The 14,736-nt window shown below is 43.6% G+C and carries 21 protein-coding genes and 1 pseudogene; 1 reads left to right on the top strand and 21 read right to left on the bottom strand.

The features are described 5' to 3' along the window. Positions 1 to 45: 45 nt before the first annotated feature. From map to F5I99_RS08925, 21 genes and pseudogenes are all read right to left on the bottom strand, one after another. Positions 46 to 819 (bottom strand): type I methionyl aminopeptidase, encoded by a 774-nt coding sequence (gene map / locus F5I99_RS09015; protein ID WP_151055211.1) that lies wholly within the window; start codon positions 817 to 819, stop codon positions 46 to 48. Next, the gene (locus F5I99_RS09010; protein ID WP_151059054.1) at positions 812 to 1,018 is read right to left on the bottom strand and encodes a ParD-like family protein; all 207 of its coding nucleotides are present in this window, start codon (positions 1,016 to 1,018) and stop codon (positions 812 to 814) included. Before F5I99_RS09010 ends, map begins: the two co-directional genes overlap by 8 nt. A gap of 129 nt (positions 1,019 to 1,147) precedes the next feature. Continuing rightward, positions 1,148 to 1,681, bottom strand: a complete 534-nt coding sequence (locus F5I99_RS09005) for a 2'-5' RNA ligase family protein (RefSeq protein WP_151055208.1) — start codon at positions 1,679 to 1,681, stop codon at positions 1,148 to 1,150. A 117-nt stretch (positions 1,682 to 1,798) separates the two neighbouring features. Beyond that, positions 1,799 to 2,218 (bottom strand): hypothetical protein, encoded by a 420-nt coding sequence (locus F5I99_RS09000; protein ID WP_225307611.1) that lies wholly within the window; start codon positions 2,216 to 2,218, stop codon positions 1,799 to 1,801. A gap of 185 nt (positions 2,219 to 2,403) precedes the next feature. Beyond that, positions 2,404 to 2,988, bottom strand: a complete 585-nt coding sequence (locus F5I99_RS08995) for an Lcl C-terminal domain-containing protein (protein WP_151055202.1) — start codon at positions 2,986 to 2,988, stop codon at positions 2,404 to 2,406. A gap of 174 nt (positions 2,989 to 3,162) precedes the next feature. Beyond that, the gene (locus F5I99_RS08990) at positions 3,163 to 3,717 is read right to left on the bottom strand and encodes a hypothetical protein (protein WP_151055199.1); all 555 of its coding nucleotides are present in this window, start codon (positions 3,715 to 3,717) and stop codon (positions 3,163 to 3,165) included. A 128-nt stretch (positions 3,718 to 3,845) separates the two neighbouring features. Beyond that, entirely contained in the window at positions 3,846 to 4,193 is a 348-nt protein-coding gene (locus tag F5I99_RS19835) for a LysE family transporter (RefSeq protein ID WP_267903009.1), read from the bottom strand. Further along, positions 4,174 to 4,503, bottom strand: a complete 330-nt coding sequence (locus F5I99_RS19830) for a LysE family translocator (protein ID WP_267903008.1) — start codon at positions 4,501 to 4,503, stop codon at positions 4,174 to 4,176. The genes F5I99_RS19835 and F5I99_RS19830 overlap by 20 nt, the downstream gene beginning before the upstream one ends. Before the next feature lie 279 nt (positions 4,504 to 4,782). Further along, positions 4,783 to 5,622 (bottom strand): AraC family transcriptional regulator, encoded by an 840-nt coding sequence (locus F5I99_RS08980; RefSeq protein WP_151055196.1) that lies wholly within the window; start codon positions 5,620 to 5,622, stop codon positions 4,783 to 4,785. A gap of 86 nt (positions 5,623 to 5,708) precedes the next feature. After that, on the bottom strand, positions 5,709 to 6,512 hold the full coding sequence (locus F5I99_RS08975; RefSeq protein ID WP_151055193.1) for a glucose 1-dehydrogenase: 804 nt from the start codon (positions 6,510 to 6,512) through the stop codon (positions 5,709 to 5,711). Positions 6,513 to 6,523: 11 nt separating this feature from the next. Next, a complete protein-coding gene (locus F5I99_RS08970; protein WP_151055190.1) occupies positions 6,524 to 7,357 on the bottom strand; it encodes an alpha/beta fold hydrolase in 834 nt (277 codons plus the stop codon). Beyond that, positions 7,354 to 7,776: a MarR family winged helix-turn-helix transcriptional regulator gene (locus F5I99_RS08965; protein ID WP_225307610.1), complete on the bottom strand. Its 423-nt coding sequence runs from the start codon at positions 7,774 to 7,776 to the stop codon at positions 7,354 to 7,356. The genes F5I99_RS08970 and F5I99_RS08965 overlap by 4 nt, the downstream gene beginning before the upstream one ends. A gap of 168 nt (positions 7,777 to 7,944) precedes the next feature. Next, a complete protein-coding gene (locus F5I99_RS08960; RefSeq protein WP_151055186.1) occupies positions 7,945 to 8,583 on the bottom strand; it encodes a transglycosylase domain-containing protein in 639 nt (212 codons plus the stop codon). A 265-nt stretch (positions 8,584 to 8,848) separates the two neighbouring features. Next, complete coding sequence (locus F5I99_RS08955) at positions 8,849 to 9,100, bottom strand: hypothetical protein (RefSeq protein WP_151055183.1); 252 nt, start codon at positions 9,098 to 9,100, stop codon at positions 8,849 to 8,851. After that, positions 9,067 to 10,278: an NADH:flavin oxidoreductase/NADH oxidase family protein gene (locus tag F5I99_RS08950; RefSeq protein WP_151055180.1), complete on the bottom strand. Its 1,212-nt coding sequence runs from the start codon at positions 10,276 to 10,278 to the stop codon at positions 9,067 to 9,069. The genes F5I99_RS08955 and F5I99_RS08950 overlap by 34 nt, the downstream gene beginning before the upstream one ends. 307 nt (positions 10,279 to 10,585) lie before the next feature. Next, positions 10,586 to 10,937, bottom strand: a pseudogene (locus tag F5I99_RS20010) (transposase); the annotation flags it as partial. Between the two features lie 89 nt (positions 10,938 to 11,026). Next, the gene (locus F5I99_RS08940; protein ID WP_151055177.1) at positions 11,027 to 11,563 is read right to left on the bottom strand and encodes a DUF924 family protein; all 537 of its coding nucleotides are present in this window, start codon (positions 11,561 to 11,563) and stop codon (positions 11,027 to 11,029) included. A 103-nt stretch (positions 11,564 to 11,666) separates the two neighbouring features. Beyond that, positions 11,667 to 11,987: a hypothetical protein gene (locus F5I99_RS08935; protein WP_151055174.1), complete on the bottom strand. Its 321-nt coding sequence runs from the start codon at positions 11,985 to 11,987 to the stop codon at positions 11,667 to 11,669. A 61-nt stretch (positions 11,988 to 12,048) separates the two neighbouring features. Continuing rightward, a complete protein-coding gene (locus F5I99_RS08930) occupies positions 12,049 to 12,339 on the bottom strand; it encodes a helix-turn-helix transcriptional regulator (RefSeq protein ID WP_225307648.1) in 291 nt (96 codons plus the stop codon). A 28-nt stretch (positions 12,340 to 12,367) separates the two neighbouring features. After that, positions 12,368 to 12,559: a helix-turn-helix transcriptional regulator gene (locus F5I99_RS19620; protein ID WP_225307609.1), complete on the bottom strand. Its 192-nt coding sequence runs from the start codon at positions 12,557 to 12,559 to the stop codon at positions 12,368 to 12,370. 112 nt (positions 12,560 to 12,671) lie between these two features. Beyond that, the gene (locus tag F5I99_RS08925; RefSeq protein ID WP_151055171.1) at positions 12,672 to 13,562 is read right to left on the bottom strand and encodes a LysR family transcriptional regulator; all 891 of its coding nucleotides are present in this window, start codon (positions 13,560 to 13,562) and stop codon (positions 12,672 to 12,674) included. Positions 13,563 to 13,663: 101 nt separating this feature from the next. Here F5I99_RS08925 and F5I99_RS08920 point away from each other — a divergent pair, with 101 nt between their 5' ends. After that, complete coding sequence (locus F5I99_RS08920; RefSeq protein WP_151055168.1) at positions 13,664 to 14,425, top strand: SDR family NAD(P)-dependent oxidoreductase; 762 nt, start codon at positions 13,664 to 13,666, stop codon at positions 14,423 to 14,425. The last annotated feature ends 311 nt before the right edge of the window (positions 14,426 to 14,736 follow it).

Below are 14,736 nucleotides of genomic sequence, written 5' to 3'. Positions count from 1 at the left end.
GGAGACTAAGCGGCAACGAGAACCCCGCTGCTATGCCTGCGATTGTTAAGTAAGCTCTGAAGTTCTGAGTGTAAGCACCTCATAACCAGTCGATGTGACCGCAATAGTATGCTCCCACTGCGCGGATAATTTCTTGTCACTAGTGACAACGGTCCACCCGTCTTTCTTCAACTTAACCTTGGCCTTACCCTGATTAATCATCGGTTCTATTGTAAACACCATCCCTTCTTGCAGGACCAGACCTCTCCCTCGCTCACCATAATGCAGAACCTGCGGTTCTTCGTGCATTTCCCGGCCAATCCCATGACCACAATACTCGCGAACAACGGAATAGCCATGCTTTTCGGCATGCCTCTGAATAGCGTAACCAATATCACCAAGTGTCGCGCCAGGCCTTACGCTGCGTATCCCTTCCCACATCGCCTCATACGTTTTATCGACCAACTGTCTAGCAATTGGAGTTACCTCACCGACCATATACATCTTGCTGGAATCTGCGATAAATCCCCCCTGCTCCAACGTAATATCAATATTGACTATATCACCAGATTTCAATTTCTGGGTGGGTGAAGGAATTCCGTGGCATACAACATGATTTACAGAGCTGTTCAGAACGTATTGATAACCATATTGCCCCTTACTGGCAGGGCGGGCATTCAATTGGTCGGTGATGTATCTCTCTGCCAAATTGTTTATATCCATCGTGGATACACCGGCCTTGACGAAATCGTCAAGATAGTCGAAAACGGTTGCAAGTAGACGTCCAGATTCCCGCATCACATTTAATTCTTCGACACTTTTGTATTTTACGTTAGCCACCGACAGCCTTCCTTATGTCAACATTGGCTCGCTTCATTTGTTCGACCATAATTTCAGAAAACGACATGTTTGGATTAGCCTCAGCAAGCATGCCAATTTTTATCCAATACTCAGCCTGTGCATTTATAGAACGAACCATAACTGCGCTTGCTTTGCGAATCTCGCAATGCAGTTCCTCATCTATTTTTACAATCCCCATAACCCCGCCTTTAGCATACGATTCATATACAGTTAATATATGAATCATATATTCCAGATAGCAGCCATGCAAGGATAAGTGCAACACAAACAGAAAAACCGGCTGTTAGCTGACCGCTCGATGGAGGGGTTAGGCGGCAAGTTCAAATGTTTGCACATGACAGAACTTGCCGTCCTTTAAGAAACCTGTCGTGATGGAAGCAAGCTGGCCATGGACGTGAACTCCTCGGCTGTTCAACTCATCACACAGTCGCTTGGCCCGCTTGAAATCCTTCATGCCAGCGATACTGATGTGAGGGATGTACGGAAATTCAAGTCTGTGGAACGGCTCAAGTACACCCCGATACAGCCTGTCGTGGAGCAAGGAGAGATCGGAGTATCCTTCATCGGGCACCAGGAATACATACGCTGTGTCGTCAATGTTGTCGGCCCCGAGCATCGCGTACTTGCAGTGAAACGAAATTGGCCTCGTTTCACTCGCAATGGTTGCGATGTGGTCAAGATAGACGCCTTGCTCAACTCCGCGAACGGCGAATGCCAGGGTAAAATGCGGATCCACTACCGTGTAGTGCGGATCATGCTTACGCCGCAATTCCTGCATCCAGTTCATCTGCATCTCAGAAACTTCGAGGTACGCAACGGTGTAGAGGGAATGCAATGACATCGTTGTTGACTCCTAATGAGCTGTAGAAAAACCAATATATAGCGTATAAATATGCCGCCAGCCAAGGGCTACGAAAATGCTGCCTGTAGTGAAAAAGCCTTCAACGCCTTGTTAATTTTAACCACTACCAAGGGTGCCTATTACTGAAATTACTAAAAACACAAACAGAATCGCCATTACGTACATTGCGATAAACTGGAATGCTATTGCGCTAAGCCCTAGTGCAGCGGCACCGCCTGTAATTCGAGAAGGCTCTTTCTGTGTAAAAGAAACAACAGCAAGTATTACTGCCAAACCACCCAGCAATGGAATGATCACATCGATAACCTTGTCGATCGTCCACTGAGTTTTATACGTTTCTGAAACTACTTCCTTACCAGACAATGCATCCAATGCGGCTGATCTAATAGAGGCAGCTTTTTCAGCAACGAGAGTTTCAAGAGTAGGTTGCGGGGAGATCGGCCCAGCCCAAAAACTTACAAGTGCAAGCAGTAATGCAATTGAACCTAATGCAATCCCTATGTATCCAAACTTCAAGTTCTTACTCCCTATAGAAAATTAATCCCTAATTTTGGGGCCGAAGCTACGGCAGCAGAGGCCCCGGCCCGCTTGTGGGTACGGAATATCATAAACCCTTACATATCGCAATGATTTACGATAGATACTCTCAGTTCGTCGTGGCCTTCTTTCGTTTACGCTGTATACCTGCCTTAAACATTTTTTCACTCTTCAAGAAGTTCATCGTGATATGCCTGATGGCGGCCAGGTTCACCGCCACATCGTCTCGACGTATCCGACAAACATCCACTACGCACCAAACGCACTGCCAGTGGAAACCCTTTGGTGTGACCATCTACAGCTCCGTCGAGAAAATCAATGAAATAAATTAGTGATGGTATTTCCTCAACGTTGCTGTCACTCCAATAAGGCGCACCTTCTCCAAAATTTGTCACTGTTGGGAACACCCTGGAGTTAATCGTTGGATTGAAGCATTTCTGTTCGACAATACTATAAAGCTCTTCAATCGTTGGAATACGCCAACCGTCACCGAGATTCTGTGCGAATTGTTTTGCTTTATCTAGTCCCAATAGCTTTACTTCCCCAACGCAACCGGCGTCACTCGTCCAAGTGGTACCTACACTGCAACGGTTCCACGTCAAGTTCGTTTGTTGGTCATATGCCTCACTGTCGTTAAGAACAAAGCGTGACAAAGGTGTACTTTCGGCAATGTTCTCATCACAAACAGCCAAAACGACATTTGAGGTCAACCATGAAGCAAGTATCAAAAATGTGATAATTCTTTTCATAATATGGCACCTAACACCATCCGCACAGACTGAGCAAAGCGAGATCCAGTGCAGTGCAGTGCATAAAACGATAGGTTCTTGGCTTCGAATCTATTTTTTCTGACCTTAATATATAGGTCCGCTGTAAACATTTTTTTAGTCATATCTCGATTTTTTAGGCCGCATAACACTCCGCTAATCAGCCGTGCGGTTTTTTGTGTCCGCTGAATTAGCTTTTTTAGGCGATTGCCGCATTGCTGATTTTGTAGCAAATATTACTATTCCAACACCCAGAACAATCATAACAGCCAACACTAGGATCATAGCACTTGATGTAACTCCAGAGGTATTGACACTACCTTTTGACATAAATACATTGGCAAGGGATAGGAATGTTAGTGGTATCGATAGGATAAGCCCAACAACCTCAATCCAGAACAATGCACGTGGCATCCTATCTGGAGACACAGGGAATATCTTTCCTAAATCTAGGGCATACACTAGGAAATACGATATTCCACAAAGCGCTGCTGCGAGAAATGCAGGCTTGGCTCCTACAATTGAAAAATAGACTAACGTAAAACTACCAATTCCCAAAACAGTTAGGAATACATTGAACATCCCCAGTTTTAAGGGGGATATATGTGAAAAATTCCTATTTTCAATCGGTCCGCCTGGAATCAAGGCTCCAAGTAATGCCGCTGATAGTGCAAGTAAGCCCGCCACAGCATATCCGATGTAATATTCCATAAAATCCCCTCTCACCTAGCGCCCGCTTAGGGGCAATACACGTGGGCTAAAATCAGGAGCGAAGCGGATCTGCCCATGCGTTATTATATCAGTGAACTTGCACCCGACTAAAGCAGATCATTATATTTTTACTGCTTAGCCCAAACAGAATTAACAATGCTAAACCCAATAGCACCTAAAATAAAGCCAGTAATCTTGTCTATATAAAAAGCCATTTTAGTGAATTTCTTGCGTACGCTATTTTTAGACAAAAAATAGATAATGGTTACATCCCATAAAAACACGATGGCAGTCATCCAAGTGCCGAGTATCATTTTAAACTGTAGACTTATATCTGGTGTAAGTGCGACGGTAAAAAGACTGAGATAAAACAACAGGTTTTTAGGATTTAAAATACCAGATAAAAAACCAGTGACGAATTCTTTTGAAAAAGAGAGTAATGAAAACTCAGTCGAATTAGCTGATATTGCGGTCATATTCTGGTAAGAATTTTTGGGGGGTTTTTAATGCGTTAAACGCAATGTACATAAGAAACAACCCACCAATAAATTTAAGTGCAATCATCAACGACACTGAGGTTGAAAGAATTGCCCCTACACCAATAAGACATAAACCAATGTAGACTGCATTTGCAGTGGCAATACCAAGCGCGACCCCAACAGCATTTTTACGGTTTCCTTTAAATGCGCTTTTTACTACCAATACAAAGTCAGGACCTGGACTAAGAAGTGCTAGAAAATGAGCAACTGCTACGGTAATAAAGATGCTTATTAAATTAAGCTCCATGATTCCCCCTCTTTGTATATAAAATAAGTTATTTCGACAAAAATTTAAAGTCGAGCTAAAGGACTGGCGACGCATTAATACTAAATATAAACAAAATAGCTGTAACTATATCGGGGCCTTGGGACTGGAAATACCACGATTTGACTGTCACACTTAAGTAGCTCTTAAGCTTAAATTTCAACACCTTAGATTAGCCAAACCAGAGGTTAATCTGATTTAGAACGTGACATCAACAGTTACCTATAGCCAAAATTGTGTTCTAATTATAAGTGTTACAACTTAGGATTTATTGTCAAAAATTGACGTTACCTGCTGGTATTGCCGTGGTGTTGAAGCTGTATAGTTAACAAATGTACGATGAAATTGACTTTGATCAGAGAAACCCAATTCAGCCGCCACATCAACGATACTCATTCCGTGCTTCAAAAGAATCTTAGCCTTCTCAATGCGGCTATTATTTAAAAATGACTTTGGCGTAATACCATAGTGTTTTTTAAAAACACGAATTAAGGTCTCTTTTGGTCTTCCGAACTCTTTTGAAACAGTTTCAAGAGATGGTGCATAAGCTAAGTCTTGTAAAAATCGATTCTTTAATTTACAAACCAATTCACTTTCCTCTTCATGCTCACTTTGAGGAGAGCAGTAGCGGCTTACTAAATTTAATAAATAACGCTCTACCTCTATGACATCATTATGAAATCCATGATGTAGAAGTGAAAAAATTAAATCTGATAATTTTATATCATTTTCCGATACAGGAAGTAAATTTAAGTCACAACTGTATTTTTTGACCTCATATCCATAGAGCTTAGATAGCACATTACAACACCATTCATTGTCGATATATAGCATGTGATAACTGCGAGGCATACCTTCTACTGGATTACAGGCATGTACAATATTAGGTTCAATGAGAATAATGTCTTCTTTTTTGAGGATAACCGTTCCATCTGACATCGATAACTGTGTTATTCCCGACTCAATAAGTCCGACTGATAATTCAGGATGACAGTGAGCTTTATAGCTTTGTGTACTATTTTGGGTCGTACGGATCGTCAGATATGGAATAAACTTACTACTCCAAAAATGCTGATCAACGTCACGAACAGTATCTGTCATAGAACTAAACTCCAAGCTAATTACTAATCATCGTATTGCACAAAATAGTTTCACACAATAATTGAGACGCAGCTGATCGTTAGACATCATTTGCCTGGTGGTGAGGCGGTGCTACCCGCCAGGATTCCACCATCAACATTGAGCTCAATTCCCGTGACATATTTGGATTCGTCAGAAGCCAGGTATAGCGCGGCATATGCAACGTCCTTAGGTTCTCCCATAACCCCAAGAGGAATCTCAGAAGAAATTGCTTTTACCATGCTATCTCTTTGCTCTCCATCTCCAAGCATCACATCCCATAAGGGCGTATATATGGCACCGGGGTGAATAGAGTTACATCTAATGCGGTATTTCTTTTCAGCACAGTAAAGAGCTACAGATTTCGTATGGTTGCGAACAGCTGCTTTACTGGATGCATATGCAGCAGCAAAAGGAATACCAATAATACCTGATCTCGAAGAGATATTTACGATACTTCCTGATGTAGAGTTCTTCATGAGCCGAATACCATATTTGCATCCAAGCGCAACACCATCAAGATTCGTTTCATGAACTTTGTGCCAGCTTTTAATGTTCAGATTTTCTGGGTCATGGGGTCCTTGAGTTTCAAGAATGCCAGCTATTCCTGCATTATTAACCATAATGTCCAAGCCACCATATTTATTCTTTACAAACTCACTCGCTGCAATCCAATCATCTTCCTTCCCCACATCAAGGTGAAGATAACAGGAAGATTCGCCAATTCCAGCGGCTACATTATTACCCGATTCATCATCTATATCAGTAACAATAACATTCGCACCTTCCTCAGAAAATAGTTCAGCAATCGCTTTACCTATACCTCTGGAAGCTCCAGTTATCAATACATTTTTATTTTCAAGCCTTAGCATATAACCTCCAGCTAATTCAAAAAATCTACAACAGCTTCATTAAACGTATCCGTCTGATCCATTAGCGGAAGATGTCCCGCATCTTTTATTTTTAAAAACTTGGCGTTAGCTATCTCCGAAGTCGAACTAACGCCATATTCAACTGGAAATAACCGATCACTCTCCCCCCAAATTACTAATGTTTTATTTTGTATCTTGCGGAGCGAGGCTTTCGGAATTTCCGAAACTGCCGAACCTCGACCTTGCTTAAAGGCATTTTTACCACCTTTACGCTTTAAAACATCAATAGAATACCATCCGTGATTTGGATCCCTGTTTTCAGGGTCAAACAGTAGATAGCGAGAAAAAAATCGATTGGCCAGAGAAGACGGGAAACTGTTCAGCCAAATCATACCCAAAAAAGCAGCAAGCGTAGGCTGAGCACCAAGCCCTCCAGAATCAACCAAGACGAGTTTATCGACCATTTCTGGGTTGTCCAGAACGAACTGGAGAGCAACTGCTCCTCCCTGAGACAAGCCCACGATATGCACTTTGGGGATATTTAATGCCGACAGGAAGTCCTTTAGCCACTTCGAAAAGTAAGCCCTATCATAGGAAGCTTCAGGCTTATCGGATTCCCCATAGCCAACTATGTCGGGGGCAATTACGTGAAAGTGCTTTGATATAGCGCCAATGGACGGATACCAAGTTACCGCCCCTGCCCCGGCTCCATGTAGCAAAATCAGCGGTTGACCAGCGCCTGACGACAAGTAGGCTGTTTCAATCGAACCCGCCTTAATATGGCTTTGAGTAACAGACGTTTCAATTTTATCTATCAGAGCTTGGCGGTAATTTGTGGTAGTCATTTCGTTACAACCTTTAGCATATCTGAAAGCAAACTCAATCGTTTTTTGTCGAGTGACTCAAACAACGTACTTGAAGCGTACGCAAACGAAACTTTTGCCTCTTCAGTAATTTTCTTTCCAGCCTCTGAAAGAATAACCAAACTGACTCTCGCATCACGAGGGTTACCTTCCTTTTCAATAAGCCCTATTTTCTCCATTGGATTGAGAAGACGGGTGACGCCGGACGGGCTCAATCCCACTTTTTCTGCAAGGTCGCTGCGCCGCATTTTCTGATTTGTAGCGATATATAACTGATTTAGAACAAGATACTCTGATAGGCCAATACCATGCGCAGTAAGGGCTGCGCCAACACTTTTCTGAATTTTGCTTTGCATATTGATGATGCTTATCACCAATTCAGCTTCTAAATTTTTCGACACAAGCACCTCTTTGCGCAATAGTTGATCTCGCAACTATATACCCAAATAATTGCGAGATCAACTATTACGCAAGCACCTTGAGCTGAGCCGCGCTGCCTAATGCCACGCTCACAGGAAAAATTGCCAGTGCTAGCAAGTAATTTTGTCCTTGTGTTGTAGATTGCCTAGTCACCTCTCAGAACATTGCTCTAAGAATATTTGAGACACATGCTCGTAGATACACTCACCATTTAATACCTGCTTGATACGACGTACCCTTTCTCTCGACGCCACTGTATTTGGCTTGAACATATTCGGCCCCGGCAGCATAGCAAGTAATGATAAGTATTCGTCATCATCTAATTCCGATAGCGATTTATTAAACCAGGAACGCGCCCCTTGTTCAAAACCAAACAGTTGTATTCCATCTTTCTCGCCTAAATATACAGTAGACATAAAGGCTGTAAGTTGGATTTCTTTTGATATGTTTGGATTTACAACAAACCGGGCAATTAATGTTTGCTCTATTTTCTTAAAGCCTTTCGTAAATTTTTTGAAGAAAAGCTTCTTTACCAGACTCTGGGTGATTGTTGTGGTGGTTATCGGGCTCGGCCATTCAATTCCAGAATGCTCAAAAAAAGTAGGATCTTGAATTGTAACCAATATGTCCTGACGCTTTTTACTTAAACCAATATCCTTTGGTGATACTGAAGCATAGGGTGCGAATTGATGGGGAAGCTTTTGATATGCAATTACTACTGCATATACTTCATATATAGCCAATGCCCCGCATAAAAGTGCCACTAAATATATAAGTTTTCGTTTCATGATATTTTTATGCTGAACGAGCCTGTCGGATTAGACATTTTGAAATCCCCCCCAGCATCGACAGCCCACCACCTCATTCTGTTAATTGTTATCTGCTCAATGCCTTTGTTGTCCCTGTGTCGCAATTTTCTCAAGGTGCAGCACATCAACCACTTGGCATTGATCTTGGACTTGCCCTGCAGTGTAAACCAATTTAATCCTTTGTTGCTTTCCAGGTTGCCGAACAGCGATTCTACCCTGCCCAACTTGCCATCTATCTTGTTGATTAGCCCGGCGCAGCGTTGACATCATTGCGATAGTGGGATTCAAACACGCTGAGATCATTATCCACTACATGGTTCAGACTATATTCAAAGATGCCAAGTTGTATCTGATCCACTGTGCCACCAGCCAAGGGCTGAGCGGACTTATCCGACCGCTGCGTTGCACCGGATGAGCCGTTGCAACGCTTTGTTTCCGCATTATGTAAATCGATATTCAGTACTATGTGTATAGATGAGAAAAGATGTTTTGCCATTTGATACAACGTTGCGCATCACGCTCTTCATATTTTCGAATAGCAGTTGGAAGGTCCAGCTTGAACTCATTTTCCCGATCCTCCCCTAAAGCTGTTAACAGCATGGTGTACCAAGCAGTTATCCCACCCAGAGGTGCAGATTCAAATCTCGGAAATTCAGGATCTCCCCCTCCCTTGCTTAACCAGGCATTCGCAAGTTGGGGGTTAAGAGTCATGGCACGTGCCAAACCCACCATATCGGCAGCACCACTAGCTACCGCATCAATTGCTTGATCACGTCTCTTGATCCCCCCTGTTAACATCAAGGGCACATTGGTTACTTTTCTTGCAAGCCGGGAAAAGTCAATAAAGTATGGCCCTCGACTTGAACCTTCGGAACTCCCCTTTGCTCCGGGGAAATACGTTCCACCACTAATATCAATCAGATCGATTGAGGTTTGATCAAGAAGGCGTACTACCTCCAATGCATCGACCTCAGTCAATCCACCTTCTAATTGGTCCGTCGCATTGATCCTAATTCCGACAGGAAACGATGGACCAACAGCACGCCTTACTTCACTTATTACTTCCAGTACTATGCGATATCGTGCTTCGATTGAACCACCGTAACCATCGTTGCGATGGTTAAACAACGGGGACAGGAACTGGCTGAGTAAAAATCCGTGTCCTGCGTGAATATGAACACCACTAAAGCCCGCAGTCTTAGCATGTAATGCGGTTTTTGCATACATGTCGGGTAGTTCGTGAATATCATTAATAGACATTTCTGCACATTGAAGTCCCTCAACGTCAATAGCTGATGGTCCCTTTGGCTGACTGATCGGTAAGTGTGAAAGGGCTCCGGCATGACCAACTTGTGCCCATAAATGAGCGCCATCAATCACTGCCCGGCTGGTTAATGACTCTAGCAAGTTTTTTTTGGAGTTTGCTCCGAGCACCAAATTTCCTGGCTTCTCGGGAAAGCGCGGATCCCCTTGTACTTCTCCGACGAAAGAGACAGCGGCTCCACCTTCCGCCCACCTTTCATAAAGTCGATTCTGTGCCTTTGTGGGATTACCTTCACCGTCTGCAAGTGAATCGGACATTGGCGACTTTGCAAGTCTATTCTTAAAAATCGCACCGCAAGGAAGCTCCAGTGTGCGTTGAAGGATACACATAGAATCTGAATCTTTCATCATATATAGCCCTAATTAGCTAACGAGCCTGTAGAAAAACCATTTTATAGCGCATCAATCTTTCCTCGGTGCTCGATCTGTTCCATTAATATTACCACTTCCTTCTCTGCCCGTTTCGGCGTTCTCCGGACCGGCATTTGTCTTCTTTGCGATGGTCAGCTGACGTCGGATTTTTCATGCAACTCATTTTTTTGAGCAATGACGACACTGGAGCAACCGACCTTCAAAGTAGGCTGTAAGTTAGTCGTGTTCATTAGTTCTGATACCTCGATGACTTATCTGCTCACCCGCTGGCTACCGGGTGTGGTTGCTCCTGTTCTTCACCGAAGGCTTGAGCATCAATGACAATCTGATGCTTTTTATCGACGGCTGCCACACCGTTGTAACCTTGAATGGTGCCTTTTCCTGATGCTCACTGAGGTGATGCTGAATCAGACGTCTGAGCTTCTGACGTTTTTGTTCCAGTTCCTTAAACGTACCAGACCATTCCTTAGACGCATTAGAGCGCATCTTACAGCCATCGATGGCAAAGAGTTCATGACCCACAGCAACCCTTGTTGATCACAGATCAGCAGCACCTGTTCAAATAAGGCTTCAATCGCCAGGCCACGGCTACTGACAAAGTGAGCAATCGTGGTGAAGTGCGGCACGGTATCGCAGGATTTTCTACAGCCTGAACGCCTATTAGGGGCAGGAGCTGCGTAGCAGCGGAGGTTCCAGCCCGATTACAATTACTTGTTATGTTGCACTCTTAGAACCCTGAGTTTGGCTGTTTAAGGAACGCCTTTTCTTCCTCTGTCGAGTTACGCCCCAGAATTTTATTTCTATGGGGGTAACGGCCAAATCTATCGATGATTGCTTTGTGCTTGTACTCAAAATCCAAGCTATTTTGAATGCCTAACGCTTCATACAATTTTACTGCTTCCACGTGGATTAATTTTGACTCACTGTGCATAAATGGCATATACAAAAAAGAACACTGAATATCAGATAGCTGTTTTTCTAAATTTTTTGAGATTGCAAATTGCGCTAAAGCAAGAGCCATAGGATCACAAGCAAATGAATCTGGTGTATCACGGTAGATATTGCGTGAGAACTGATCAAGAACGATAACCTCGGCAAGGCTGCCAAGCGCTGTTTTACGCCATGTAAAAAGCTCTCCGGCCTTAGCTTGACTATGAAGATATCCAAAACGCTTTTGGATCATGGAATCAAGCCTGTCATCCTTTTGCCACCACTGCTTTGGCTCAAGTTCATTAAACCAAAAGTCTATGACTTCCTGAAACATTCTGACTCTCCTTTTCTAACCCAAACTCTAGAGCACATAATACACGGCTGCACAGTAAGCAAAAGCGAAGCTTTTGGCTTACTGTGAGCCTGGCATTAGGCTATTAGTTGATTCTCGTCCAGAACGTCATGTTCACAGACTCTTTTTCAAGAAGCTCGAGATACTCCAGTGCAACGGTATTATCTAACCATTGCTGGCAATATTCTTCAGCTTTTTCCTGCGAACTGGCAATAGCCACATCAGCATAGGTACCATCTGCGCCACGAACTAGAAAATGGAGAATTAGCTCCCCTTGCTCTCTAAGAAACTCTGTCTCTACGTTATTAGATAACTCTATTAATCTGGCTTCTGTCACGCCTTCTTTAAGTCTGAAGATCGCGAACTCCATGCCGCCAATGCTATCAATCTTGCCATTCTTTATCATGTTAGTGCCTCAGTTATTGGTTGAATGCCAACTGTAAGGCTTTGCTACTGACACCGTTGTGTCAGTAGACTTTCGTGTTCTTGAGTTCAATGTATGCTGGCAGAGAAACGTGCACAGGCAAAGAGCCAGCATGCTCACTAAGCTCCAATTTGGTTATGCAGTCTACTCTAAGGTCTCTGTAGTCGCCGCGAAGCTCGCACCAACAGCCTAGTGTCCATTTTCCTCCCCAATAGAATAGCCCCAAAGGAAATACGGTTCTGATCGTCACAACCTCTGAAAGCGAGTTATAATCTATATTCAGCCAACGCCTAGCCTCTATAGCTGAATGAATCCTTCCCCACAGCAGATACACCTTGGATTCACGGTGACTTGCCGGCACCCTAACCACTCGTCAAACGATATCCAACGCCAGGCTCTCCATAAACAGGGATTCCAGATATAGACAAATCATCAACATAACGATAGATGGTTCTTTCAGACACCATCAACTTTTCAGCCAACTGCTTTGCAGTAAGCGGTTGGTGTCTACGCAGAATATTGGTTAACTGAAAAAGCCGGTCTGATTTTTGCACGCTCTACCCTTGACAATTCTTCGGCCTAACGCCTTGCTCACCGGAAAATCGGGAGCGAAGCATGTGGTTTTCTACGTGTAGCAATTTGTTATGATTTTTGTGTTTCACCTAATTATCTTCTCTGTTCACAAAATTCATTTATCGCAAAATCTATAAAGCTTCTTACCTTTGGCGTCATATTTCTATGCCGATAATACAGCATAGATATCTGGCGCTCACCTAAATGCCATTCAGGTAAAATCCGAGCGAGTTTTCCAGCTTTAAGGTCATTTACCAGTAGTATTTCTGGCTGAACAATAATACCTAAACCGGATTTAGCCGCATTGAGCAAAGCATGGCCACTGTTAACAGTGATCATACTTTGAGGTTTGACTTCTATAGTCTGGTCATCGTTATAAAATTTTAATGGTATATCGAAAGTTCTCGTAAAAATGACAAGTTCGTGTGCTGCAAGCTCTGTTGGGTGAGCAGGCGTGCCATGCCTGGCTAAATACTCCGGCGAAGCGCAAACGATCATTTTATAGGGCATTAAAACTCGCTGGATCATGCGGCTATCAGGAATGTACCCAATGCGAAATGCGATATCAACACCTTCTTCAACTATGTCTAAGCTCTTATCTGTTAACATCAAATCCAGCCTAACTAAGGGTGATAGTTGTCGATACTGCTTTAATGCGGGTACCAGTAATGTTGCGCCGAATGTAACCGGCGCAGTAATTCGCAACACACCTTGCGCTTCACTCGACTGAGCTTCAGCTTCCATTTCAGCAATGGCGACTCGCTCAAGAATATCCTTGCATTGCTCCAGATAAGCCTTACCGAAGTCAGTTAAACTCTGGCGACGTGTTGTTCTATTCAATAACCGGGTTCCAAGCCTGAGCTCTAACGCAGCAATGTGCTGGCCGACCATTGCTGGTGTTAACTTCAGCTCTGCCGCGGCAGAGCTCATAGACCCTGCATTCACCGTTGCTACGAACGCTTTCATAGATTGAAAAAGATCCATTAGATAGTAACTCTTTAAAGTGATCATAGAAAATCGATAATTATAAGTATTTATGGATCAATTATCATGGAGACTCTATAACTTTCCTTATCGAGGTCATTATGATTAATTCACGGTTCAACAATAAAAACATCCTTATCACTGGCGCTGGTACAGGTATGGGCAAGGCGGCCGCCCTAAGGTTGGCAACAGAAGGTGCCCAACTAGCGCTAATAGGCCGCAGCGAAGAGCCGCTGCAACAAGTCGTATCAGAAGTGGAATCACTGGGCACACATGCCATTTCCCTGCCTTGTGACATTACTGATACGGCAGCGCTTTCCAATGCGATACAACTCATTCTTAAATCATTTGGTAGACTTGATGGCGTATTTGCGAACGCAGGTACTCTAGGGGAGTTTTGCCCAGTTTCAGATACGGCACTCAGCCAGCTTGATAGCCTAATTGATACTAACTTGAAAGGTACGTTAGCAACCATACAACAATCGTTACCACTAATGGACACTGGAGCAATTGTCATAAACGCTTCATGGACAGCCTCTGCAGTAATGCCGGGAGCCGGCGCTTATGCTGCAACTAAGGGCGCTCTATTAAGTTTGATGAAGACACTTGCTGTAGAAAAAGGGCAACAAAATATACGAGTCAATGCAGTTAGCCCCGGTATCATTTTAACGCCAATGGCTAGTGAAGTACTTGCCCCTGAGTTATCGCGAAAATTGGCTGATCACACAGCACTGAAGCGTAATGGCACACCAAGTGATGTTTCTGGAACAATTGCATGGTTATTGTCTGATGATGCTGCTTTTGTCACCGGTCAAGAAATAATAATTGATGGTGGTTATACGATTGGAGGTGTAAGACTATAGCTATTTTATCAATACCCTGCCTAAGGTGGATGCTACCAGCTGCTTTAGGCAGGGTATGCTCTCTATAAATCATAACGCGGAAGGCGGCGGAGCGCGTTATGACTCGTATGCCTCAAGTAACTCTTGCTCTTCTGGATCTAATTCGAATGAAACTCCGCGCTCGCTCATCAACTGCTGGTTCTTTTCAGCATTCCAGTTAACTTGTTTCATGAGTGAAGTCTAGCAGAGCGTGTGCCTATTGGCATCTGGCTAACGCAGACAACACGCGCGGCTTTTAGCCGCAACGAAAAGACCCTCGCCGTGACTGGCAT

The sequence above is a fragment of the Nitrincola iocasae genome (assembly GCF_008727795.1).
Taxonomy (GTDB): Bacteria; Pseudomonadota; Gammaproteobacteria; order Pseudomonadales; family Balneatricaceae; genus Nitrincola; species Nitrincola iocasae.
The sequence above is the reverse complement of the archived record's forward strand: the minus strand, read 5'-3'. Positions and strand labels throughout refer to the sequence as shown.